The following is a 22,512-nucleotide window of genomic DNA, read 5'->3' as shown; positions in this document are numbered from 1 at the left end:
CGCTCGGTATATTGCATAGGAGAAAAGAGAGCGATTCCCTCCCCCCATGAGCAGTGATCCCCTGGGTGACGTGCGCCTCCGACCGTCCCCTGACCAGGTCGAGCACGGCCTGCGCCGCGCGCTCGATGAGGAGGACTGGTCGTCGGCCGTGCAACTGCTCGGCACACACTGGTCTCTGCTCCTGGACGAGCATCGGGAGCTCCTCGACCTGGCCCTGAAGGCCGTGCCGCTCGGTGCGTTCGAGCAGGATGCCCGCGCCGCGGCCGTGCGCGACATCCGCCTGCACTCCTCGGCGGACGCCGTCGACCGGATGCTGGGCGCTGCCACTCTCCCCGACGCCGACGACACCGCGAAGCTGGAGTCCCTCGCGCGTTCGGAGCGAGCGCTCAGCCTGCTCAGCGTCGCCTCGTCGCGCATGATCGCGCTCCGCGTGCGAGGCAGGATGTCACGCGCGATCCAGCTCGCCCGGCTGGTGGAGATGTTCGGGCGCATCGCCGCGGTGCATCAGCCCGCACTCGTGCACGATCGTCTGCCGGCGGCGCTGCTGCAGGCGGGGATCACGCGCGGACTCGCCGACGACCTCCCCGGCGCCACCGTCGGGCTGCGCGATGCCTACGAACGCGCTCATCAGTCCCGCGTCGCCTACGTCGAAAGGGATGCCGCCGGGAAGTCGGCCCTCTTCCATGCGCTGGAGGGCGACATCGAACAGGCGCGCTCCTGGCTGGAGCGTCACGACGATGCACCGACCGCCGACGGCTGGTATCGCTCCCGGATCGCGCTCACCGCGGATGTCGCGCGGAGCCTCGTCGCGATCGAGGGTCTCCGGTTGTCCGAGGCCCAGGCCGCCGTGCGCCTGCTCGATCAGCCCGTCAACGCCGAGCAGGGCTGGGGTCCGACCGTCTCTTACGCTCGGCTGCGCTACGCGCTGGCGTGGGGGGACCGGCTCAGCGCGCTGGATTCACTGCGCTCGGATCGCGTCAGATACGCGGAGTGGCTGGGCGAAGGGACGACGATGGGCCCCCTGCTGGCCCAGGGGGAGGTCGATCTTCTGCTCTCCCTGGGGCAGACGCGTCAGGCGCGCCTCGTCATCGACGCTCAGGACGACCACCCCGTGAACCGTGTGGCGCGCGCGCAGCTCGCCCTCGTCGAGGGAGACGTCGTCGGGGCGGCGCGTCGTGCGGCGGCGACGCTGGGGGAGAGGCAGACGATCCGCGCGCGGGTGAAGGCCCTGACGGTGCACGCCGTCGCGACCGACCGCCGTCCTGGGGGGATGAGTGCGGCCGAGAGCTATTCGGACCTCAGAGCGGCGATCGGCGAGCGCGGGTTGCTGTTCGCCGCGCTGAGCGTGCCGGCCGATGTGCGAGGGCCGCTCGATGCGCTCCTGCCACCGGGTCACGGCGCGCGCCAGGTGCTTCCGGATCCGACGGATCGGGTGCGCCTGACGCCGCAGCAACAGCATGTGCTCCTCGGGCTCGAGCGGGGCCTCACCGTGCGTGAGATCGCGCTCGAATCGCACCTGTCGACCAACACCGTGAAGTCGCACGCACGGGCGCTCTACCGCCGTCTCGAGTCGACGACGCGCGATGAGGTGATCGGGCGGGCCTACGAGCTGGGGCTGTTGTGAGGTGCCTCCGTACGGTTTCGTCCGACGCCCGCGCGATGCAGGGCGGAGGCGAGGGCGCCGGAGAGCTCCGACGCCACCATCTCGCCGGCGATACGCCCGAGGAATGATCCCAGCAGGATCGCCGGGGAGAGGTGCTCGGGCGAGAACACGACGACGGAGACCCCGAAGAGACCCGTTCCGGCGCACACCGCCGCCAGGAGATACCGTCGGCGTACCCGCGCGCCCGTGCCTCGCGTGCGCCAGACGACGAGGTCGATGACCGCTCCGGCCAGCACCAGTGGGACGATCACGATCACTCCCGCGGTGTTCGCGACCGCGATGAAGACGGCTGCGATCGCACTGGTGAGCACGGCCGTGCCCGGCACATCGGTCAGCCGCCGGGCCAGGAACGGCAGGAGGCTGTGCACTCCGGCCACCAGTGCGTACAGCGGCGGGGCGAGCGGGGCGAGCGCGGTGAGCAGGGGGGCGGTCGCGAGGTGGATCAGCAGGTGCACCGCGGCCAGCGCTCCGCAGATCAAGAGCACGCGAGTCGTCGGGCGACGATGAGTCGGGGAAGCCATCACCCTCACCGTATCGGGGTATCCCGGGTCGCCACGTCGCAATATATTAGAAGGCGAACCGATGCCATGCGGGATGCCGGAGGGGCTCTCGCATCAGGGAGGTGAGGTTCGTGGAGTGGTCTCAGAGTGGGCGCGACGCGCTCCTCGGTGACTTGCGCTCCGTCCTCGATCACGGGCAGTGGGACGACATCGCGATCCTGCTCGACGACTACTTCTTCGCCCTGTCGTTCGCTGCACCGGAAGCGGTCTTCGAGGTGTGGGAACGGGCTCCTCGCGAGTGGCTGCAGGAGCATCCGCGGTACCTGATGGCGCGGGAACTGACCCGCAAGGCCTGGCGGTCGTCGGCGCTGACCGACCACCGCACCGAACGGGTCTTCGCCGACTGGGTCGCATCGCAGGAGAATCCGATGACCCGCGACGTGCTCGGAGTGAAGACGGCCGAGATCCGTCGCCTCCTCGTCTTCGGGCGCGTCGACGACGCGCTCGCGTCGGTCGCCGAGGTTCAGGAGCTGATCCGCAAGACGCACGATCACGACGGGTTCGACGACGTGCTGGGCAGCGTGCTCATGCGCGTGGGCCTGACGTTCGTGGCCGGCGGCGAGCTGGAGCGCGCGGTCGAAGCGTTCTCCGAGGGGTGGCGCTGGTCGCGCAGCACCCTCCCGCATCCGATCGCCCCGTATCTCGCCGGGCACTGCGCGCTCGCGCACGCGCTCGCCGGAGACTTCGCGCACGCCGACGAGTGGCTCGCTCGCAGCGTGGAGGATGCCTCCGGCGATCCGCGCACGATGGCGTTCCACCTGCAGAAGGCGGCGGCGCTCAGCCGCACGCTCATCGCGGTCGCCCGCCTCGACCGCGCCGCGGCGGAGGCCTCGTTGGCCGAGCACGCCGACGGCATCGACGACGGCGACCTGTGGTGGGTGGATGCGCACGTGCGCGCGCGCATCGACCTGTACTGGGGCGACGGAACGCGGAGCGCGCGGCTCATCGAGCGTGCACTCGCGGCCTATCCCTCCGCGACCGCGCCCGCGTCGCTTCCCGGGATGCTGCTGCGGGCCGACCTCTCCGACATCCTCCAGCACCGGGGTGACCTCGATCGTGCGGGGGGCGTGCTCGAGCCCGTCGAGATCGTCGACGCGCACGCCTCGGCCGTCACGGCCCAGGCGCGCCTGCTGATGCACCGGAAGCGAGCGGGTGACGCACTCTCCCTGCTCGACAAGGCATCCGCTCGTCGCCGTACGCCCGCGGTGGTGCCGGCGCGCTGGCTCGTGATCCGCGCCAACGCCGCGCATCTGCTGGAGCGGCCGAGCGTGGTCGAGGTCGTGCGGCTGGCCGCCGACCGCATCGCGTCCACCGGTGCCCATGACGCGGTGCACGAGGCGATGCCCGAGGTGCGCGCCGCGATCGACGAGCGGATGCCGTCGGCCGAAGCTATGGTCGCGGAGGCCGCCGCCGACGACGCCGCCGTCGCGCTACCCGAGGGTGCGATCGCGCTCACCCGGCGGGAGCGCCAGATGCTGGAGCTGATGCGCACGCACGCGTCGGTGCGCGACCTCGCGGGAGCACTGTTCATCTCGGCGAACACCGCGAAGAGCCACCTGCGAAACCTCTACCGCAAGCTGGGCGCGACCGGGCGCGAAGACGCCTTGCGCCGGGCCGGGTACTGACTCGGGGGCGACCGCGCACGGCTGCACATCAGTTCCACTGAATATACGTTCAGTGGATCGACTGAGCGCGGCGTCTACGTGCCGAACGGAGGCCTGTCAACGGGCATCCGTTCCCGGCTCGTCGCGGGCACGCTGGAATCCTCACGACCGACGACGAGAGGAGCACGACATGTCGAATCCCGAGGGTCTCATCAACTCCTTCGGCGCCGAGGAATCGGCGATCCGCCCCGAGGAGGAGGACTTGATCGCGGAGGAGCACGCCGAATCCGACGACGAGGTGTCTGCGGAGGAGCGGATCGCCGGCCAGGACGCGATCGGCGGCGGCGTCAACACCGATCCCGACCTCGGACTCGCGAGCTCGCCGTCGGACATCTCGGCCGCCGACCTTTCCGACGGCAACTCATGAGCGGGTCGGACTCGAGCGCCGACATGCCGACCGGAGCCGAGGCCGAGGAGCGCATCGCGGAGCTGCTGGAGCAAAGACAAAGCGACGGAGTCGGGGTGGACGACGTACCCGCGGGTGGCGGCGGTGCCGACTCCGGCGCGGCCGGCGCAGTGGGGGTCGACGACGACACGGATGCCGCGGCATCCGCCGACGCCGATTCTTACGACTCCGCGCATAACGACGAGCCGGGGGTCGGCAACCGCCGCCCGTGACGCCGCCCGTGACCTCGCGGGCGGCCGGGAGGGCACGGCCTCAGGCCGCTGACGGGTGCAGTACGACCTTGATGCAGCCGTCCTCCTTCTTCTGGAACGTGCTGTACAGCCCGGGCGCATCCTCGAGTGGAGCGTGATGGGTCGTCAGGTCCATCACCCCGAGCGGATCGGCGGCGTCCTCCACCAGCGGCATGATGTCGTCGATCCAGCGCTTGACGTTGCACTGCCCCATGCGCAGGCTGATCTGCTTGTCGAACAGCGTCTTCATGGGCATGATGTCGGCGTCTCCCGCGTAGACACCGCTGAGCGAGACCGTTCCCCCGCGACGCACCGCGTCGATCGATGCGTACACGGCGGCGAGGCGATCGATGCCTGCCTTGTCGAGCAGCTGGCGCGCGGCGGCGTCGGGGAGCAGCCCCACCGCCTTTTGCACGAACTCCACTCCGGCGTTGCCGTGCGCCTCGAGACCGACGGCATCCACCACTCCGTCCGCGCCGCGGCCCTCGGTGAGGTCGCGCAGCTCTTCGACGATCGTGTCGGTGAGATCGAAGGTGTCGATGCCGTGACGCTCGGCCATCGCGCGGCGTTCCGGAACGGGATCGACGGCGAGCACCCGGTAGCCGCGGTGCCGACCGATGCGAGCGACGAACTGACCGACGGGGCCGAGCCCCATCACCGCGAGCGTGCCGCCCTCGGGCACCTCGGCGTACTCCACGCCCTGCCATGCGGTGGGGAGGATGTCGCTGAGGAAGAGGTAGCGCTCGTCGGGGAGGTCGGTGCCGATCGGGATGTGGTTGTAATCGGCCAGGGGCACCCTCAGGTACTCCGCCTGTCCGCCCGGAACCTGGCCGTAGAGCTTGGTGTAGCCGAAGAGCGCCGCCCCGCTGCCGTACTCGCGCACCTGCGTGGTCTCGCACTGCGACTGGAACCCGTGCGTGCACATGAAGCACTCGCCGCAGGAGATGTTGAACGGGATGACCACCCGGTCGCCGACCTTGAGCTTCGTCACGCCCGCGCCGACCTCGACGACGACCCCCATCGGCTCGTGGCCGAGCACGTCGCCGCGGTCGATGAACGGTCCGAGCAGCTCGTACAGGTGGAGGTCGGACCCGCAGATCGCCGAGGACGTGATGCGGATGACGGCATCCGTCGGTTCCTGGATGACGGGGTCGGGCACCTCCTCGACCGTCACGTTGCGGGTGCCCTGCCAGGTGAGTGCCTTCATCGTGTGCTCCGATCCGTGGGTGTCGTCCCACCGTCGTCGCGGTCGACGGCGCCGGCATACCCGGTTGACAGGCCCCGGTGAGGATGCTTCGAGGGTGCGCGCAATACGCTGGTCGGGTGCTCACCGGTCTCAGTGCTTTTCCGCTCACCCCGATCAGCGACGACCGGGTCGATCTCGCCGCCTACGGCGGACTGATCGACCGTCTTGCCGATGCGGGGGTCGATTCCATCGGCGCGCTCGGCTCGACAGGGTCGTACGCCTATCTCGACCGGCAGGAGCGTCGGGCCGTGGCCGTCGCCAGCGTCGAACACTCCCGGGGGATCCCGGTGGTGGTCGGAGTGGGCGCGACGCGCACCTCCCACGTGCAGGCGCTCGCCGATGACGCGCAGGATGCCGGGGCGTCCGCCGTGCTCCTCGCCCCGGTGAGCTATCAGCCCCTCACCGACGACGACGTCTTCGGGCTGTACGCCGACGTGACCGCGGGCCTCTCGGTGCCGCTCGTCGTCTACGACAACCCCGGCACGACGCGGTTCACGTTCTCGCTCGACCTGTACGCGCGGATCGCGGAGCTCCCGCAGGTCGCGGCGATCAAGATCCCACCGGTCGGAGGGGTCGACGCGTCTCGGGCCCGTGTCGCCGAGATCCGCGCAGTCGTGCCGGAGCACGTGCGCATCGGCATCTCGGGCGACGGGGTCGCGGCGGCCGGCCTGCTCGGCGGGTGCGACACGTGGTTCACCGCGGTCGGGGGCACGCTGCCGCAGTCGATGCTCGCGATCGCGCGCCCCGCGCTCGCCGGAGAAGAGGTGGCGCTGACGGCATCCGCCCGCCTGCAACCGCTCTGGGACCTCTTCGCCGTGCACGGAAGCGCGCGTGTCACCGCGACGATCGCCGAGCATCTCGGCCTGGTCGCCGCGCCTTCGCTGCCCCGGCCCCTGCGCGGACTCGACGGCGTGGATCGCGCGCGAGTGGTCGCCGTGGTGGAGGAGCTGGGGCTGCGCGACTGAGCCGCGTGCGGCGGGCGACGACGAGCGTCGTTCCTCCGGCGGCGAGCAGGATGCCGAGGGCCAGAGCGCCGAGCGCGAGCTGTCCGCCGGTCGTGGCGAGTCCGTCGGGATCGGCGGCACCGCCACCGGTGCCCGGAGTCGTGCCCTCCCCCGTGCCGGGGTCGGTGCCTTCACCCGTCCCGGGGTCGGTACCCGGATCCGTCCCCGGGCGAACGGGTGCTGGTTTCGGGGCCCGCCGGGTGAACGGTTACCTATAGGATCTTCGAATCACCCTGGTCGTGGGGGAATCCCGGAGGCGCTGCACAATTCACCGAGAGTTCGGATTGCGGGCGCGGTGTGCGCGGCCTCAGACCGCGGGAAAGCGTTCGATGTTCGACTCGACCCAGTCGCGGAGTCCGCGCAGAGGACGGGCGGCATCGATGCCGAGCTCGGTCAGTGAGTACTCGACCCGCACCGGCACCTCGGCGAAGACCTCGCGCGTGAGCAGGCCCCGGTCCTCGAGGCGGCGGAGCGTGGCGATGAGGACCTTCGGGCTGATGCCCATGAGCCGCTTCTTGAGTTCGCCGAACCGCAGTGCGCCGTCTTCGAGGGCTCCGATCGCGAGCGCGCTCCACTTGTCGGCGAGCAGGTCCAGAACGCCGCGGCACGGGCATTGGGCGTCGTAGACGTCATGCGGGGTGCCGAGCGCGCAGGTGTCGAGCGTGGTCATCCCGCAATGGTAACCGAAAGATACTAGAGACCCTTGCGGGTAACTGGGGTGGACTGGATATGGTCGAGCCATGGCAGAACAGACGTCCCCGACGACACCCGCAGAGCTCCCCGCGACCATGCTCGCGATCGACGCGCCCGGCGGTGCAGCATCCGATCCGGGTTCGATGGTCGACGTGGAGATCCCCACTCCCGTTCCCCACGGACACGACCTGCTCGTCGCGGTCGACGCCGTCTCGGTCAATCCGGTCGACGTCAAGAATCGCGGCCGGGCGAAGAAGGGGGATGCCCCGCGTGTGCTCGGCTTCGACGCCGTCGGTCGCGTCGTCGCCGTCGGCGAGGATGCTCGTCGCTTCGCCGTGGGTGACCGCGTCTTCTACGCCGGTCAGGTCGACCGTGCGGGATCGGACGCGCAGTTCCAGCTCGTGAACGAGAACATCGTCGGCGCAGCACCGGAGTCGCTGACGGATGCCGAGGCCGCCGCCGTGCCGCTCACGGCGATCACCGCCTGGGAGGCGCTGTTCGATCGGCTCCGCCTCGACGCCGACAGCGAGGGCACCCTGCTCGTGATCGGTGCCGCGGGCGGGGTCGGGTCGCTGATCATCCAGTTCGCCCGGGCGCTGACGCGACTCACGGTGATCGCCGTGGCCTCCCGCCCGGAGTCGGAGGAATGGGTGACGCGGATGGGCGCCGATCACGTCGTCGGACGTGACTTCGCAGACGCCGTCCGCGAGATCGCACCGGGTGGCGTCGACTACGTCTTCACCTCGTTCACCCCGGGCAACATCGACGCCATCGCCGCAGTCATCCGCCCCCGCGGAGAAGTCGTGTCGATCGACGAGACCGGTGGCAGCATCGATGCCCTCAAGGGCAAGAGCGTCACATGGCACTGGGAGCTCATGTTCACCCGGCCCATCCACGAGCCCGACGACGACTACCAGCACGAACTGCTCACGCGCGTCGCCGGTCTCCTCGACGCCGGGGAGGTGAGCACGACGCTCACGACCACTCTCTCGCCGCTCGACGCGGCGACCCTTCGCGAGGCGCATGCGCTCGTCGAGACCTCGCGCACGATCGGGAAGGTCGTCGTGACCGGTCCGTGGGGCGCGGAGTAAGCGGCTACTCGGGCAGCGCCGCCGCGATCGCGGCATCCACGTGCAGCGAGGTCGTCGGGAACACGGGCACCGGCACGTCGCCGGCCGACAGCAGCAGCTCGATCTCGGTGCAGCCGAGGACGATGCCCTCCGCGCCGCGCGCGATCAGCCGGTCGACGACCTCGACGTACGCCCGTCGCGACTCGTCGCGCACGACGCCGTGCACCAGTTCGTCGTAGATCACGGCGTGCACGGTGCGGCGGTCGTCGGCATCCGGAACGAGGGTGCGGATGCCATGCGCCGCGAGCTTCTCGGCGTAGAACGGCTTCTCCATCGTGAAGGCGGTGCCGAGCAGGCCGACGGTGGCGAGCCCCGCGCCCGACACCGCGGCGCCGGCGGCGTCGGCGATGTGCAGGAAGGGGATGCCGACGGCATCCGTGATCCGGTCGGCGACGAGGTGCATGGTGTTGGTCGCGAGTACGAGGATCTCGGCACCTGCGGCCTCGAGCGCGCGGGCGCGATCGGCGAGGAGAGCGCCCGCGGAATCCCAGTCGTCCTGCGCCTGCAGCGCCTCGATCTCGGCGAAGTCGAGCGAGTCGAGCAGGATGCGGGCCGAGTGGTAGCCGCCGAGTCGTGCGGCGACCCGCTCGTTCGCGAGCCGGTACCACTCGAGGGAGGACTCCCAGCTCATGCCGCCGAGAACGCCGATCGTCTTCATCCGATCAGGCTATCCGCGGTGTGGGACCCTTCGACAGGCTCAGGGACCCAGCCTCTGCAACGGGTCGCTGCGTCTGAAACTGGGCCGCTGAGCCCGCAACCGGGCCGCTGTGCACGCAACTGGGTCGCTGAGCCCGTCGAAGCGCCCCGCCGCGAGACTCACGCCAGCGCGGAACTCCCCTGCAGGGCGTGCACGACGGGGGCGAGCTCGGGCTGATCCATGGCGTCGCCGAGCGTGCGCTCGAGGGTCTCGTCGTGGATCGGGTGCGCCTGGTCGTACAGCGCACGCCCGGCGGCGGTGAGCTCGGTGTAGATGCCGCGGCGGTCGTCGGCGCAGAGGATGCGGGTCAGCAGCCCGCGATCTTCCAGGCGGGTGACGAGGCGGGTGGTGGCGCTGGGGCTGAGGGCGGTCGCGCGCGCGAGCTGCTGCATCCGCATGTGCCAGCCGTCCTGACGGCTGAGCGCGTCGAGCACGGTGTACTCGACGACCGACAGGCCGACGGATGCTCCGAGTGCGCGTTCGAGTTCGGCCTCGATGATCCCGTGCAGCGCGGCGAGCGTGCGCCAGCCTCGTGCGCGGATCTCGACGGCGTCGTCCGAGATGCCCATGGTGACCTCCGAAAGTCGTTGCTTGCGCCAACTACTTGCGCGTGCAATCATTGTGTTCCGGACGCAATATCCCGCGTCTGCAACTACCTTATCAGAGCACCACGGAGCACCACCATGCCACTCGGACTCATCGCACTCGCCCTCGGCGCCTTCGGGATCGGACTCACCGAGTTCGTGATCATGGGCCTACTGCCCGAGGTCGCCGCCGACTTCGCCGTGAGCGAGGCCACCGCCGGCTGGCTCATCTCCGGCTACGCGCTGAGCGTCGCGGTCGGAGCGCTCGTCGTCACCGCCGCCACGGTGCGGCTGCCGCGCAAGGCCGTGCTCGTCGGGCTGCTCGTGCTGTTCATCGCCGGCAACGCCCTCACCGCGATGGCTCCCGACTACGCCGGCGCCATGATCGGACGCATCGTCGCTGCGCTGTGCCACGGAGCCTTCTTCGGCATCGGCTCGGTCGTCGCCTCCGAGCTCGTCGCCCCCGACAAGAAGGCCGGTGCGATCTCGATCATGTTCACCGGCCTCACCGCGGCGAACGTGCTGGGCGTGCCGTTCGGAACCTTCATCGGCCAGCAGTTCGGCTGGCGTGCGACGTTCTGGGTGATCACCGTCATCGGTGTCATCGCCCTGATCGGCATCGCCGCGGTGGTGAAGGCCCCGCGCTCCGCCGACGCGGTCGTGAGCCTGCGGAGCGAGCTCTCGGCGTTCCGGTCCGGCCAGGTGTGGCTGTCGCTCGTCGTCACGGTGCTCGCCTTCGGCGGCATGTTCGGCGCCTTCACCTACGTCGCCTACACGCTCACCGGAGTCTCGGGCTTCGACACCGCGGCCGTGCCGTGGCTGCTCGTGCTCTTCGGCGTCGGCCTCGTGGCCGGTAACGCGATCGGCGGACGCCTCGCCGACCGCTCGATCGACCGCACGCTGCTGATCTTCATCGCGGCGCTCGTCGTGGTGCTCGTCGCGTTCGCCTTGCTCGCCTGGTCGCAGCCGGCGACGATGGTGATCCTCGTCGCGATGGGCGGCTTCGGCTTCGGCACCGTTCCCGCGCTGCAGAGCCGCATCATGCAGTTCGCGGGTGGTGCGCCGACGCTCGCCTCGGGCGCGAACATCGGCGCGTTCAACGTCGGCAACGCGCTCGGCGCCTGGGCTGGAGGTGTGGGGATCGCCGCCGGGCTCGGCTACACCTCCCCCATCTGGATCGGCGCGGCGATCACGGCATCCGCCCTGGTGATCATGGTGTTCGCGGCGCGGGCGGCGTCTGCGGCGCGGCGCGCGCACCGCGCGGAGTCGGTCGAGCTCGTCTCGGTCTGAGGATCTCGGGGTGGGGCCCTTCGACAAGCTCAGGGACCCAGTTTGTGGGGCCCTTCGACAAGCTCGGGGACCCGGTTTGTGGGGCCCTTCGACAAGCTCAGGGACCCGGTTGCTGGGTCGCTGAGCCTGTTGAAGCGCCCCGCTCGGGCGACTACTGCGCGCGCATAAACTCCTCGGCCTGGCGCACCTGCTCGGTCGACGGGCGGATGCCCGTGTACAGCACGAACTGCTCGAGCGCCTGCCGCGTCGCGACCTCGGCGCCGCTGATGACCGTCTTCCCGGCCGCGCGCCCCGCGCGCACGAGCGGCGTCTCGGCGGGCAGCGCCACGACGTCGAAGACGACGGACGCCGCGGCCACCGCCTCCTCCGAGAACGACAGCGTGTGCTCGTCGGGCCCGCCGGCCATGCCGATCGGGGTGATGTTCACGATGATGTCGGCGGTGCTGTCCCCGGCATCCGCTTGCCAGGCGAAGCCGTACAGGTCGGCGAGGGCGCGCCCCGCCTGCTCGTTGCGCGCGACGATGGTCACGTTCGCGAATCCGGCGTCGCGGAAGGCGGCGGCTGTGGCCTTGGCCATGCCGCCCGATCCCTTCAGCAGCACCGAGGCTGCGGCATCCAAGCCGTTCTCCTCGATGAGCTGGGCGATGGCCGAGTAGTCGGTGTTGTACGCGGTGAGCACGCCGTCGTCGTTCACGATCGTGTTGACCGAGTCGATCGCCGACGCCGACTCGTCCATGCGGTCGACGAGCGCGATGACGTCTTCCTTATAGGGCATCGAGATCGCGCACCCGCGGATGCCGAGGCCGCGCACGCCCGCGATCGCCTGAGCGAGATCGGTCGGCGCGAAGGCTTTGTAGATCCAGTTGAGGTCGAGGGCCTCGTAGAGGAAGTTGTGGAAGCGCGTGCCGTTGTTGCTCGGTCGAGCAGACAGCGAGATGCACAGCGTCATGTCCTTGTTCAGCATGGTCACCCGCTCAGGCTACTCAGCTTCGAGCGCCTCGCGGATTCGGGAGAGGCGGAACGCCGGAGGTGCCCCCGTGCTGTCCGCCCCGCCTCTTCCCGAAACCTGCGATCCTTGCGGATCAGTCTCCCCACCCTTGCCGCTTCCGCCACGGCCCCCGTCGTAGCGTGTTCGTGCTTCCTCCCCTATGGTGAAGATGCATGCACATGGGGATCGATCGTCTCCGTCTTTCCCCAGAAGACGGGAAGCCTTCCCCAGAGGCAAGACGATCCGTGCATGCGATTGGGCCCTCTCGAGTAGGTCAGTCCCCAATGGGCTACTCGAGGGGGCCGCTATCGACATGATTGCACTTTTTCTGAGATTTGTCCCCCAAATGGGGGACACGGATCCAAAAAAAGAGGTACAGTGGAATCTGACGCACCCTCCGGTCGTCTTCGGCCCTCATCGCTCCCCCCGCGGTGAGGGCCACACCATTTTCCGAGCGAGGGTCCGTCCTCGGGGGCGTCGGCGCACGACGCCCCCGTTACCGTGCCGCTCGTGCAACATTTGGATTACCTTCTGATTGCGGCTATTGCCCTCGGGGTCTCCTCCACTAGCGTTAGCGATGTCGGTGCATCCCTGCGTCGGCTATTTTTTCCAGCAGAACAGGCAGTACATGAGCACCCAGGGCACGGTCAAGTGGTTCAACTCGGAGAAGGGCTTCGGCTTCATCTCCCCCGACGACGGAGGCGCTGACGTCTTCGCGCACTACTCCGCAATCGATTCCTCCGGCTACCGGTCTCTCGAAGAGAACCAGCGAGTCGAGTTCGACGTGGCGCAGGGCCCCAAGGGCCTGCAGGCAGAGAACATCCGCCCCCTCTGAGCGGGCAGGAGCATCGCTCCCCGACCGGATCCGTCGCCATCGGTGACATCCGGCGGGGAGCTTTGTGCTTTTCGGGGTGATTCCGGGGCGTGCGAGCGCGCCGGTCGGCGTGCACTAACTCAGGAAGAACAGGCGATTTCCGCCGGATCCGGCCCGAATCGCGCCCGATCGGCCGAGTCTTCCTGAGTTGGGTACGCGACCGATCGGCGTCAGGCCGACAGCAGCAGTGCGCGCAGCTCGTCGACGGATGCTGCGCGGAACGCCGCGTCGTCACCCTCGTGGGCGTCGCTGAAGCCCCACTCGACGAAGATCACCGGAACGCCGTTGGCATTGCCGCCCTCGACGTCGTGGTGACGATCGCCGATGAGCACCGGGCGCGACACGTCGGCGCCGCGCTCTTCGAGGCGGCGCAGTGCCTCGGCCACGATGTCGGTCTTCGAGGCGAGGGTCGACTCGTCGGGGGTCGCTCCGACCGTCGTGACGAAGTCGGCGCGCAGGTCGAAGTGGTCGATCAGGGCGTCGACCTGGTTCTCGGGCTTCGAGCTCGCGGTCGCCTGCGGGATGCCGGCGGCGTGCACGTCGTGGATCAGATCGGTCACCCCGGGGTAGGTGGTGACGTCGGTCGTGTAGCCGTCGGCCTTGCCGAGCGTGCGGTAGAACGAGACGGCCTCGGCGGACTGCTCGGGCGTCATGCCCGCCTGGTCCTGGAACGACTGGAACATGGGCGGCCCGATCCAGTGCACGAGCTGCTCGCGCGTCGGCGCCGGGTGCCCGAAGTGGGTGAGGGCGACGTTCAGGCGGCGCAGAATGCCGACCGAGGCGTCGACGATCGTGCCATCGACATCCCACAGCACGCAGGAGTAAGGGGAGGAGGCCATGCCCTCCAGCCTATGGGGCGCGGGCCGCGTGATCGCGCACGGTGCACGGACGTGCAGGTGCTCCTCGGTCAACGAAAACGGAGATCGTTCGCGTGAGGCCCGGCGCGTCGGCATCCGACACTCCGCGCGTCGGCGCGATCGTCTCCGTTTTCGCGCGCAAAGACGCGGTCAGAACAGGCGGGGGATGCCCGACTCGATGCCCTTCATGTCGTCGTAGTCGAGAACGAGGCAGCGGATGCCGCGGTCCTCGGCGAGCACGCGGGCCTGCGGCTTGATCTCCTGCGCGGCGAACACGCCCTGCACGGGGGAGAGGTGCGGGTCGCGGCCGAGGAGTTCGAGGTAGCGGGTGAGCTGCTCGACGCCGTCGATGTCGCCGCGGCGCTTGATCTCGACCGCGATGGCGGCGCCGTCGGCATCCCGCACCAGCAGGTCGACCGGACCGATCGCCGTCGGATACTCGCGGCGCACGAGCGTCGCGCCCTCGGAGATGCGCTCGACCTGCTCGGCGAGGAGGCGCTGCAGGTCGGCCTCGACGCCGTCCTTCTGCAGGCCGGGGTCGATGCCGAGCTCGTGCGAGGTGTCGTGGATGACCTCGTAGATCTGCACGCGCAGCGCATCGCCGGTCTTCTTGTGGCTGACCCGCCACACCTCGACGACGCCGGCGCTCGCTTCTTCCTCGCCGGGCTCCTCGGTGGTGAGGGTGCACGGCGGGCTCATCCAGTTCAGCGGCTTGTAGCTGCCGCCGTCGGAGTGCACGAGCAGACTCCCGTCTCCCTTGTGCACGAGCAGACGCGTGGCAAGCGGAAGATGGGCATTGAGCCGACCGGTGTAGTCGACCGAGCAGCGGGCGATGACGAGACGCACCCGACGAGCCTACTTCGTCGCGCGCGGGTTCTCGCGCGACGGGTTCGTGAGTCTGCGGAGGGCTGGGGTGGGTGCTCACCGTCGTCGAAACCCACCACCCCCGCCGAGACCCATCGCGCGCGACGTCGGGACCGGTGGGTCTCGACGCGGGTGGTGGGTCTCGGCGCACAGTCGACGGGATCGTCTTGCGGGCTGAGCGTCGGAGGGCGCGCTGCGGAGGAGACCTCGTGCAGTGCGGTCGGGTCGGTCAATTGAGCAGGCGGATGTACTGAGGGCGAGCCTTCATCGCGTGGATGAGTTCCTCCGTGCCGTCGTCTCAGACGAGGACGATCAACTCCAGAAGCCGACCGTTCGAGTCGAATCCGAGGCGCAACTGGCGGCCGGGGTTCTCGTCATCGAGAGGAATGCGGAGTACTGCCCAGGCTGCGGCTTCGATCGCGTCGTCTTCGGAAACGCCATGCTTGAGCGCTGAGGCTCGAACGATCATGCAGCGTGCGACCAAGCGGCAAGCGCCGCACGGATCGCTTCTGAACGATTGAGGTGCTCCTTCTCGGCGCGTCGCATGAGGGCCTCGAGCTCGGCCGCTGTCAGCCGTACGGGAACGACCTCGGATGCCGCGGCTCCACGCGCAGGTCGCCCGCCCATCCGCCGCTTCAAGTCCTCGACGTCGTAGCCGGCCTCGGCTTCCTCGACCCAGCGGTCGACCTCTGCCTCGGCTACCTCGCGGCCCTGCATCTTCCTCGCCATGTCGACAATCGTAATACGAAACCTTGCCGGTGTGAAGGGTGGCCGAAGCGTAAGGCGTCGGAGGGCGCGCTGGGGAGGAGATCTCGCGCTGTGCAGGATCGGTTCCGGCATCCGCTGCTGCCTGGTGAGAGATCTCCTCCGTTACGGCGGGCGGATGCCGCGCAGCCGACGCGCCTACTTCGTCGCAGACACCTTCTCGTCGGCGCGGAGCGGGCGGGCGGCGCCGGAGAACAGACCGGACGCCACGATCAGGGCGACGAGGATGAACAGCGTGTTGAGCAGGCCGATGTGCTCGCTGATGAAGCCGAGCACGGGAGGGCCGCCGAGGAAGGCGACGTAGCCGATGGTCGCTGCGGCGCTGACGCGGGCTGCGGCCTTGGCGGGGTCGTCGGCCGCGGCCGACATGCCGATCGGGAAGCCGAGCGAGGCCCCGATGCCCCAGAGTGCCGCGCCGACCAGCACCAGGGGCAGGTTCGGGGCGAGGATGAACAGCAGCACCCCGCTCGCCGCCGACACCGCGAGCACGCGCAGCACCGCCACCCGGCCGAAGCGGTCGACGAGGGGTCCGCCGAACAGGCGCACCACGGTCATCCCGACCGAGAAGACGGCGAGGGCGATGGCACCCGTGCCCGTCGTGAAGCCGTGGCCCTGCTCGGTGCCCAGCGCGATCCAGTCGTTCGCGCCGCCCTCGGCGAAGGCCATGCCCAGCATGACGACGCCGAGGAGGTAGGTGCGCGGCTCGCGCCACGCCTCGAGCGAGGTGTGCAGGCGCTCGCGCCAGGCGGGCTTCTCGGCGGGTTCGGGATCGAGCGCGGCCTCGCGCACGGGAACCTGCAGGAAGGTGGCGACGGCGACGAGGGCGAGCAGTATGCCCATGATGCCCGCGTGGGTCGCGACGGTGAGCTGCAGCCAGGCAGCCAGGGCGCCGATTCCCGCGCCGATCACGGTGCCGAAGCTGAAGAACGCGTGGAAGACCGGCAGCACGGTCTTGCCCATCTGCTGCTCGATCGCCGTGGCCTCGACGTTCATCATGACGTCGAGGCATCCGTTGCCGAATCCGAAGAGCACCATGCCGGCGAGCACGAGCGGCACCGAGCCGAACACGGTGGACCCGAAGCCGACGAGAGCGATGCCCGCCGAGAACATCAGCATCATCGTGAGCATGCCGACGCGCGCGCCGGTGCGGGCCATGACGGCGGGGCTCGTCGAGATGCCGATGATCGAGGCGATGCCCATGCCGAGCAGGATGAGTCCGACCTGCGCGTTGTCGAGGTCGAGATCGGCCTTGATGCTGGGGACGCGTGACGCCCACGTGGCGATCGACAGACCGCTGGCCATGAAGATCGCGAAGATCGCGGCACGCCAGCGGACGAACTGCGAGCGGGTGAGGACGGCATCCATGGGCGTCATCCTATCGAATCGATTCGACGCGCGGAAAGGCGGGCGGGCTATTCTCGAAGCATGAGCAGTCAGGAGCCGCCTCGGCGCGCGACCATCGCCGACGTCGCCCGTGAGGCAGGAGTCGCGACGTCGACGGCATCCGTCGTCTTCAGCGGCAAGGCCAAGGTCGCCGACGCCACCCGCGAGCGCGTGCTCGCCGCCGCCGCCGACCTCGGCTACGCGGGCCCCGACCCGCGGGCCGCATCGCTGCGACTCGGACGCAGCGGCATCGTCGCCGTCGTCTTCGAGGGGCACCTGCGCAACGCCTTCCTCGACCCCGTCACCACCGCCATGATGGACGGTCTCGCCGACGGGCTCGCCGAGCTCAGCGCCGGCATCCTGCTCATGCGCGACGAGCCGGGCGAAGACGGCCCCGGCCTCGCCAGCGCACCGGTCGACGCCTACGTGCTGATCGGCTGGTCGGGTCGCACGCGCGAGTCCGTCGAGGTGGTGCGCGGTCGCGGCCTACCGGTGGTCGTGATCGAGGGCGACCCGGGCGACGGCACGATCCCCCGCATCGCGCTCGACAACGCGGATGCCTCGGCCGAGGTCGCCCAGCACGTCTACGACCTCGGGCATCGCGACGTCGCCCTCATCACCCTCACGCTCGGCCACGACCGCGAACGCGGACCCATCACGCCCGAGCGCCTCGCCGCCGCGACCGTCGGGGTGACCGTCGACCGGCTCGAGGGCATGCGTCGCGTCTTCCCCGACGCTCCGGCGATCTCGGCATCCGGCAGCTTCATCGACGAGGGCATCGTCATCGGACGGATGCTGCTCGCCGACGCCGCGACCCGGCCCACCGCCGTGCTCGCGCAGAGCGACCTGCTCGCGGTGGGTGTGATCCGCGCCGCGGAGGAACTCGGCCTGCGGGTGCCGGAAGACGTCTCTGTCGCCGGGTTCGACGGCATCGCGATCGACGGGCTCGGTGGGCAGTCGCTCACGACGACCGTGCAGCCGGCCGTCGAGAAGGGGCGCGCCGCGGGCGAGCAGGTCGCGCGGATGCTCGGCGGAGAGGCCGGGGAGACGCAGAACCTGACGTGCGTGTTCCGGCCGGGAACGACGACCGGGGTTCCGGCGCGCTGAGGGGCTTCTCGGGGTGGGGCCCTTCGACAGGCTCAGGGACCCAGTAGCGGAAACTGGGTTGCTGAGCCTGTCGAAGCACCCACCACGCAGCACGTCAACTGCGCTGCGGCCCCAGGGGCAGTTCCGTCTCGCCGAAGTCGAGGATCCGGTAGCGGCCGCAGTCGATGATCTCGTCGGGAATCGCCTGGATCGGCAGTTCCCACGCGGCCGTCTGGGCATCCTCGACGAGGAATGACACGGTTTCGGCGTCGAAGTCCGTGCGGTTCACGAGCCACGCGTAGCCGTTGAGCTGGTGGTCGACCTGCACGAGCTGCGACGGGTCGTCGAGGTGGAGCTTGGGCAGACGAACGGTCCAGAACTGCCCGGCGCCGGTGCGGGCGGATGCCTCGACCCAGTCGGTCACGCACGCGGCATCCGCATCGGGCGCGTTCGCGGCGTCGCTCAGACGGGGGATACTGAGGCCACCGCCGACCAGCAGGATCACCGACGCGACCGCCGCCGCCTGTCGCCGGAGTCGTGCCGGCATCCGCAGCGTGCTCGGCATCGCTACGAGCGCGAGCACCGGGGCGAACGCGAGCGGTTGCAGGTAGCGCGCGGCGTGCGTGCCGAGCGCGATCGCGCCGACGGCGACCAGCAGTGGCACGACCCAGGCGGCCACGGCGACGAATCGCGAGCCGGGGTCGTCGACCCGCACGGTCTGCGCGATGGCCAGCGCGATCAGGGCGAGGACGAGGAGGAGCGCGACGACCCCGAGCGGCGTCGAGAGACGCGCCGCGAGCAGGTCGCAGTAGTACCCGATCGACCCGCGCCAGAGGTCGGGCTGGGCGTATCCGGCACCGGTGTTCGCGATCCATGCCGAAAACGGAATACGCGCGGCGAACCCGAATGCCGTGCCGCCGATGAGTGCAGCGAGAATGCTCAGCATCCGTCGTCTCGTTACTGCGCGCAGGGAGCCTGCGATCGCGATCGCACTGAGCGGTACGGTCGCCCAGGCCGCGAATAGTGGGTTCGATAGCGTCGAGACGAGGGCTACGGCGCCGAGCGCGAGTGACATCGGCACGAGGCGGGCGCTGTCGAGCATCCGTCGGGCGATGCCGATCACGAGCACGACCCCGACGACCGCCGCCGAGTAGTACGTGGTCGTGAGCTGCAGCGAGGCGAGTTCGAGGGCGTCGCGCGAGGCGGAGGTCTCGGTCATCGCGAGCGCGCCGAACGCGGCGAGGGCGACCAGCGACCAGGCGACCGGTGCCCGTCCTTCTCGCCGTCGCCCGGCGACGAGCCGCAGCGCGCCGTAGAGGGTGAGCAGGTTCACGACCGCGCTCACGGCGAAGAGTCCGTTCGTGTCCAGCGGCAGCGCCACGTCGAGACCGGTGAAGACCGCCGTCTCGGGCAGGAACAGCACGCTCGACATCGCCCAGTCGAGCGGATCGCCGGCGAGCAGAGAACGCGAGAGCATCGCCACGATGAGCGAGTCGCCGTCGCGGAACAGCAGGTCGGCTCGGGCGGAGGAGGCGACGGATGCCGCGACGATGACGGAGACGGCGGCAGCCAGCACCCAGCCCCCGAGCTCTCGCACCCACGTCCGCATCACGGGCTTACTCTGCCACGTCCCGCTTTCGGATCGCTCACCTTGCCGCTTTCGCTGGCAGGAAAGTGAAGCGCGAGGGTTTCGAAAGCATCTCGTGGCCGCCTCGACAGGCTCAGCGCACCGGCTGTGCGCGGCCCAATCGTTCCGCGAACAATCGGCATTCATCTTGCCCGGAGCGAGCCGTAGCAATTCCCGTGGTTCCGCTAGCATGCGGGAATGGCAATCAAGGGCACCGCTTACGCTGCCTTTCGAGCGAAGGCGTTCGAGGACATCTTCGATAGGTTGGCATCGGAGGGGCGTCGGAGCTAAATCAAAACGGTGGGCCGGCGCTAGGAGTGACTTCGTCGGCGGGCGTAGAGATCGGCGGCGGTGGCGGATGCGCCGGCGGAGCTAAGTGGAGCTGGTAGGTCAGGGAGAGTGGAATGGACCCAGATTTCATTATTGGTGGCGTCATGGTCGTCGTTGGTGTCATAGCTATTTTTGCGCGCCGGGTCTTTGTGCGAGTCATTTATAAAGGACTTCGCTTCTTCTATGGACAGCCAACGGCGGACGACTCGATCCGCGGGCGACCGCACGCCCGAATTCTTTTCGTTGCAATTTTCATGATCATTATGGGCCTTTCCTTACTGATAGGCGCTTCGACGCGATTGTGATTCGCGTTGGCGGCAATACATGTAACGGCGAATACGGAGGTCTATCACCGGGGGTCGGGATGGCCGCGACGCTTGCTGTCGGACTAACAGATTGCATGCTCCCTTTCCTTGGGGACAGCGAAGAGCCGTGCGGATGATTTCGGACTTCATCATCGGGGGAGTTCTCGTCGCCGTCGGGATCATCGCGATCCTCGTGCGGCGCTCTTTCGCGCGGCTCATCTACCGCGGCATCCGTCTCTTCTACGGAGAACCCTGGGCCGATGACATGCTTCGCGGACGACCGCCCGTGCGCATCGCGGTGGTGGGCGCGTTCATGATTGTGTGCGGTGGCGTGCTGTTGGTGACGGCGTTCGTGGGTTGATCTGAGGGCGCCGCATGAGACGTGATCTCGCGGGGGACGCTTCGACAGGCTCAGCGACCCAGTTCTTGTCAGCGACGCGGGTCCGCCCCTTCGTCTCGCTTCGCTCGCTCAGGAACCGGCGGCTCGGTCCCTGAGTGAGGAGCGAAGCGACGAGACGAAGGGTCTCAGCCGACCTGGGCGCGCAGGTCCCAGACCTCTTCGATCGGGGCGAAGCCCTCGGCGCCGTCGGGTCCGCGGAACAGTTCGACGAAGCGGCCGATGTCCTTCTGCCACTCCGCGTTCGCCGGGTCCTCGTCGAGCGCGGCGACGGCGGCATCCCAGTCGTCGCACTCGACCAGGTGGAACAGCCGCTGGCCCGAACGCCAGATCGTCCAGTCGTGGATGCCGACGCGCGCGAACGTCGCGGCGAGGGCGTCCGGGATCCGGGCGTGGTGCGTGCGGTAGTCGTCGATCGCGCCGTCGCGGATCTCGGAGTGCAGGGCGATGCGCATGGGCATCCTTTCGTCGGTCGTGCGGGTCAGTCGCGCGGGCGGAAGGAGATCGCGACGGGGGTCGCGGCATCCGCTGCTTCCACCACGATGGCATCTCCGTCGCGCGACGCCGAGACCGGCTCGTCGCCGATGCGCGCGCTCGTCTCGTCGAGCAGGCCGTCGGGATCGGGCAGGCGGATGCTTCCGCGCTGATCGGTCACGGCATGCACGGCGCCGTCGGTGCGGGTCCAGCGCACCCACGGCTCGTCGGATGGCTGCAGGCGCGGCTCGGGCCGGGCACCGAAGACGGCATGCCCGAACCGCTGGTTCCACTCGCCCAGCCCCTCGAGCGTCTGCCGCTGCGCGTCGGGGATGCGACCGGATGCCTCGAGTCCGATGTTCAGCAGCAGGTTGCCGCCGCGCGACACGACGTCGACGAGCAGGCGCACGGCCTCGTCGGCGGTGAGAAGGTGCTCGGGACCCTCGTTGCGGTTGTGCCCGAACGAGAGGCCGATGCCGCGGCAGTTCTCCCACGCCTCGCCGACCTCGACCGCGGTGCCGTGCACGTACTCGCTGGTGCGGAAGTCCCAGTGCGACTCGCCCCACCGGTCGTTGACGACGCCCTCAGGAACCGCGTCATAGAACTCCTGGAACGCATGCGCGAGGCTCTTGGGCCCGGGTTCGATCCCGGCCTGCGGCCAGCGGATGTCGCCCCAGAGGATGTCGGGGCGGTAGCGGTCGATGAGGTCGATGACGTGATCGTGCGCGTACTCGGCGTAGGCGAGGTCGTCGGGGGCCGGGGCGTCGTCGCGGTCGATGGGCGGCAGATCGGAGAAGTGCCAGTCGAGACCGCCGGAGTAGTAGACACCGAAACGCAGGCCGCGGGCGCGCGTGGCGTCGGCGAACTCGGCGATCAGGTCACGGCGGGGTCCCCGGGCGACGGTGTTGCGTCCATCGGTGGCCGGCGCGTCCCACAGGGTGACGCCGTCGTGGTGCTTGGTGGTCGGGATGAAGTACCCGGCGCCGGTCGCGGCGACGACCGCGAGCACCTCGTCGGCGTCGAACTCCTCGGCCTTCCACTGATCGAGGAAGTCGTCGTACGGGGCTCCACCGTGCACCTCCTGCTGGTGCCGGTGTGCGGGCGATCCCTCGATGCGGATCGTGTTCGCGTACCACTCGGCGTAGGGGTTATGGGCGTACCACTCCTCGCGCGGTACGGCTCCGAGCTCACCCGTCGGCTCGGCCCAGGCGGGTACCGAGTACGGCCCCCAGTGCACGAAGATCCCCAGCGCCGAACCGCGGAACCACTCCGGCAGCGGGCGCTCGAACGCGCGGTACTCCGCGGGGCGAACAGGATCGGTCTTGAACATGGCCATCATCGGCACCTTTCGTCACACCCTTGTGAACTGCTTCGACTATCACCTATCCTATAGGA

25 protein-coding genes are annotated in these 22,512 nt (G+C 69.3%); 12 read left to right on the top strand and 13 right to left on the bottom strand.

Going from position 1 to position 22,512, the window contains the following annotated elements; translation table 11 throughout:
• Positions 1 to 46: 46 nt before the first annotated feature.
• Entirely contained in the window at positions 47 to 1,624 is a 1,578-nt protein-coding gene (locus WFJ97_RS09865; protein WP_336641358.1) for a LuxR C-terminal-related transcriptional regulator, read from the top strand.
• On the opposite strand, the gene WFJ97_RS09860 is transcribed toward WFJ97_RS09865, so the two are convergent.
• Complete coding sequence (locus WFJ97_RS09860; protein ID WP_336641357.1) at positions 1,603 to 2,184, bottom strand: hypothetical protein; 582 nt, start codon at positions 2,182 to 2,184, stop codon at positions 1,603 to 1,605. The two genes, WFJ97_RS09865 and WFJ97_RS09860, sit on opposite strands and share 22 nt — an antisense overlap.
• 110 nt (positions 2,185 to 2,294) lie before the next feature.
• Here WFJ97_RS09860 and WFJ97_RS09855 point away from each other — a divergent pair, with 110 nt between their 5' ends.
• From WFJ97_RS09855 to WFJ97_RS09845, 3 genes are all read left to right on the top strand, one after another.
• On the top strand, positions 2,295 to 3,848 hold the full coding sequence (locus WFJ97_RS09855) for a LuxR C-terminal-related transcriptional regulator (RefSeq protein WP_336641356.1): 1,554 nt from the start codon (positions 2,295 to 2,297) through the stop codon (positions 3,846 to 3,848).
• Between the two features lie 169 nt (positions 3,849 to 4,017).
• Positions 4,018 to 4,254 (top strand): hypothetical protein, encoded by a 237-nt coding sequence (locus tag WFJ97_RS09850; RefSeq protein WP_247623973.1) that lies wholly within the window; start codon positions 4,018 to 4,020, stop codon positions 4,252 to 4,254.
• Positions 4,251 to 4,505, top strand: coding sequence for a hypothetical protein (locus tag WFJ97_RS09845; RefSeq protein ID WP_247623972.1), 255 nt, complete (start codon positions 4,251 to 4,253; stop codon positions 4,503 to 4,505). The genes WFJ97_RS09850 and WFJ97_RS09845 overlap by 4 nt, the downstream gene beginning before the upstream one ends.
• Positions 4,506 to 4,545: 40 nt before the next feature.
• On the opposite strand, the gene WFJ97_RS09840 is transcribed toward WFJ97_RS09845, so the two are convergent.
• The gene (locus tag WFJ97_RS09840) at positions 4,546 to 5,730 is read right to left on the bottom strand and encodes an alcohol dehydrogenase catalytic domain-containing protein (RefSeq protein ID WP_336641355.1); all 1,185 of its coding nucleotides are present in this window, start codon (positions 5,728 to 5,730) and stop codon (positions 4,546 to 4,548) included.
• Between the two features lie 116 nt (positions 5,731 to 5,846).
• Here WFJ97_RS09840 and WFJ97_RS09835 point away from each other — a divergent pair, with 116 nt between their 5' ends.
• Positions 5,847 to 6,734: a dihydrodipicolinate synthase family protein gene (locus WFJ97_RS09835; RefSeq protein ID WP_336641354.1), complete on the top strand. Its 888-nt coding sequence runs from the start codon at positions 5,847 to 5,849 to the stop codon at positions 6,732 to 6,734.
• A 346-nt stretch (positions 6,735 to 7,080) separates the two neighbouring features.
• On the opposite strand, the gene WFJ97_RS09830 is transcribed toward WFJ97_RS09835, so the two are convergent.
• Positions 7,081 to 7,443 (bottom strand): winged helix-turn-helix transcriptional regulator, encoded by a 363-nt coding sequence (locus WFJ97_RS09830; protein WP_336641353.1) that lies wholly within the window; start codon positions 7,441 to 7,443, stop codon positions 7,081 to 7,083.
• A gap of 70 nt (positions 7,444 to 7,513) precedes the next feature.
• Here WFJ97_RS09830 and WFJ97_RS09825 point away from each other — a divergent pair, with 70 nt between their 5' ends.
• Entirely contained in the window at positions 7,514 to 8,557 is a 1,044-nt protein-coding gene (locus WFJ97_RS09825; protein ID WP_336641352.1) for a zinc-binding alcohol dehydrogenase family protein, read from the top strand.
• A 4-nt stretch (positions 8,558 to 8,561) separates the two neighbouring features.
• On the opposite strand, the gene WFJ97_RS09820 is transcribed toward WFJ97_RS09825, so the two are convergent.
• The gene (locus WFJ97_RS09820; RefSeq protein ID WP_336641351.1) at positions 8,562 to 9,254 is read right to left on the bottom strand and encodes an aspartate/glutamate racemase family protein; all 693 of its coding nucleotides are present in this window, start codon (positions 9,252 to 9,254) and stop codon (positions 8,562 to 8,564) included.
• Positions 9,255 to 9,412: 158 nt separating this feature from the next.
• Positions 9,413 to 9,862: a MarR family winged helix-turn-helix transcriptional regulator gene (locus tag WFJ97_RS09815; RefSeq protein ID WP_247623965.1), complete on the bottom strand. Its 450-nt coding sequence runs from the start codon at positions 9,860 to 9,862 to the stop codon at positions 9,413 to 9,415.
• Between the two features lie 114 nt (positions 9,863 to 9,976).
• Here WFJ97_RS09815 and WFJ97_RS09810 point away from each other — a divergent pair, with 114 nt between their 5' ends.
• Positions 9,977 to 11,167 carry an MFS transporter gene (locus tag WFJ97_RS09810; RefSeq protein ID WP_336641350.1) on the top strand — a complete coding sequence of 397 codons (1,191 nt, stop codon included), beginning with the start codon at positions 9,977 to 9,979 and terminating at the stop codon, positions 11,165 to 11,167.
• A 151-nt stretch (positions 11,168 to 11,318) separates the two neighbouring features.
• Here WFJ97_RS09810 and WFJ97_RS09805 read toward each other — a convergent pair whose 3' ends face one another.
• Positions 11,319 to 12,137 carry a shikimate 5-dehydrogenase gene (locus WFJ97_RS09805; RefSeq protein ID WP_336641349.1) on the bottom strand — a complete coding sequence of 273 codons (819 nt, stop codon included), beginning with the start codon at positions 12,135 to 12,137 and terminating at the stop codon, positions 11,319 to 11,321.
• 646 nt (positions 12,138 to 12,783) lie between these two features.
• Between WFJ97_RS09805 and WFJ97_RS09800 the strand changes: the two genes are divergently transcribed.
• The gene (locus WFJ97_RS09800; protein ID WP_247623963.1) at positions 12,784 to 12,990 is read left to right on the top strand and encodes a cold-shock protein; all 207 of its coding nucleotides are present in this window, start codon (positions 12,784 to 12,786) and stop codon (positions 12,988 to 12,990) included.
• 209 nt (positions 12,991 to 13,199) lie between these two features.
• Here the strand turns inward: WFJ97_RS09800 and WFJ97_RS09795 are convergent, their stop codons facing one another.
• Both WFJ97_RS09795 and nucS read right to left on the bottom strand, forming a co-directional pair.
• Positions 13,200 to 13,868, bottom strand: a complete 669-nt coding sequence (locus WFJ97_RS09795) for an HAD hydrolase-like protein (RefSeq protein WP_247633349.1) — start codon at positions 13,866 to 13,868, stop codon at positions 13,200 to 13,202.
• Positions 13,869 to 14,036: 168 nt separating this feature from the next.
• A complete protein-coding gene (nucS, locus tag WFJ97_RS09790; RefSeq protein ID WP_247623961.1) occupies positions 14,037 to 14,732 on the bottom strand; it encodes an endonuclease NucS in 696 nt (231 codons plus the stop codon).
• Between the two features lie 289 nt (positions 14,733 to 15,021).
• On the opposite strand from nucS, the gene WFJ97_RS09785 reads away from it, so the two are divergent.
• Positions 15,022 to 15,204 (top strand): hypothetical protein, encoded by a 183-nt coding sequence (locus tag WFJ97_RS09785; protein ID WP_336641348.1) that lies wholly within the window; start codon positions 15,022 to 15,024, stop codon positions 15,202 to 15,204.
• A gap of 11 nt (positions 15,205 to 15,215) precedes the next feature.
• Here the strand turns inward: WFJ97_RS09785 and WFJ97_RS09780 are convergent, their stop codons facing one another.
• Positions 15,216 to 15,479 carry a ribbon-helix-helix protein, CopG family gene (locus tag WFJ97_RS09780; protein ID WP_336641347.1) on the bottom strand — a complete coding sequence of 88 codons (264 nt, stop codon included), beginning with the start codon at positions 15,477 to 15,479 and terminating at the stop codon, positions 15,216 to 15,218.
• Positions 15,480 to 15,653: 174 nt separating this feature from the next.
• Positions 15,654 to 16,880, bottom strand: coding sequence for an MFS transporter (locus WFJ97_RS09775; RefSeq protein ID WP_247957319.1), 1,227 nt, complete (start codon positions 16,878 to 16,880; stop codon positions 15,654 to 15,656).
• 60 nt (positions 16,881 to 16,940) lie between these two features.
• On the opposite strand from WFJ97_RS09775, the gene WFJ97_RS09770 reads away from it, so the two are divergent.
• Entirely contained in the window at positions 16,941 to 18,005 is a 1,065-nt protein-coding gene (locus WFJ97_RS09770; protein WP_336641346.1) for a LacI family DNA-binding transcriptional regulator, read from the top strand.
• 94 nt (positions 18,006 to 18,099) lie between these two features.
• On the opposite strand, the gene WFJ97_RS09765 is transcribed toward WFJ97_RS09770, so the two are convergent.
• Positions 18,100 to 19,593 (bottom strand): hypothetical protein, encoded by a 1,494-nt coding sequence (locus tag WFJ97_RS09765; RefSeq protein WP_336641870.1) that lies wholly within the window; start codon positions 19,591 to 19,593, stop codon positions 18,100 to 18,102.
• A 422-nt stretch (positions 19,594 to 20,015) separates the two neighbouring features.
• Here WFJ97_RS09765 and WFJ97_RS09760 point away from each other — a divergent pair, with 422 nt between their 5' ends.
• Entirely contained in the window at positions 20,016 to 20,246 is a 231-nt protein-coding gene (locus WFJ97_RS09760) for a hypothetical protein (protein ID WP_336641345.1), read from the top strand.
• A gap of 133 nt (positions 20,247 to 20,379) precedes the next feature.
• Positions 20,380 to 20,607 carry a hypothetical protein gene (locus tag WFJ97_RS09755; protein WP_336641344.1) on the top strand — a complete coding sequence of 76 codons (228 nt, stop codon included), beginning with the start codon at positions 20,380 to 20,382 and terminating at the stop codon, positions 20,605 to 20,607.
• 164 nt (positions 20,608 to 20,771) lie between these two features.
• Here WFJ97_RS09755 and WFJ97_RS09750 read toward each other — a convergent pair whose 3' ends face one another.
• Both WFJ97_RS09750 and WFJ97_RS09745 read right to left on the bottom strand, forming a co-directional pair.
• The gene (locus WFJ97_RS09750; protein ID WP_336641343.1) at positions 20,772 to 21,098 is read right to left on the bottom strand and encodes an L-rhamnose mutarotase; all 327 of its coding nucleotides are present in this window, start codon (positions 21,096 to 21,098) and stop codon (positions 20,772 to 20,774) included.
• 26 nt (positions 21,099 to 21,124) lie between these two features.
• Entirely contained in the window at positions 21,125 to 22,453 is a 1,329-nt protein-coding gene (locus tag WFJ97_RS09745; protein WP_336641342.1) for an alpha-L-fucosidase, read from the bottom strand.
• Between the last annotated feature and the right edge of the window lie 59 nt (positions 22,454 to 22,512).

It is taken from the genome of Microbacterium sp. USHLN272 (assembly GCF_037149655.1).
Lineage (GTDB): Bacteria > Actinomycetota > Actinomycetes > Actinomycetales > Microbacteriaceae > Microbacterium > Microbacterium galbinum.
The sequence above is the reverse complement of the archived record's forward strand: the minus strand, read 5'-3'. Positions and strand labels throughout refer to the sequence as shown.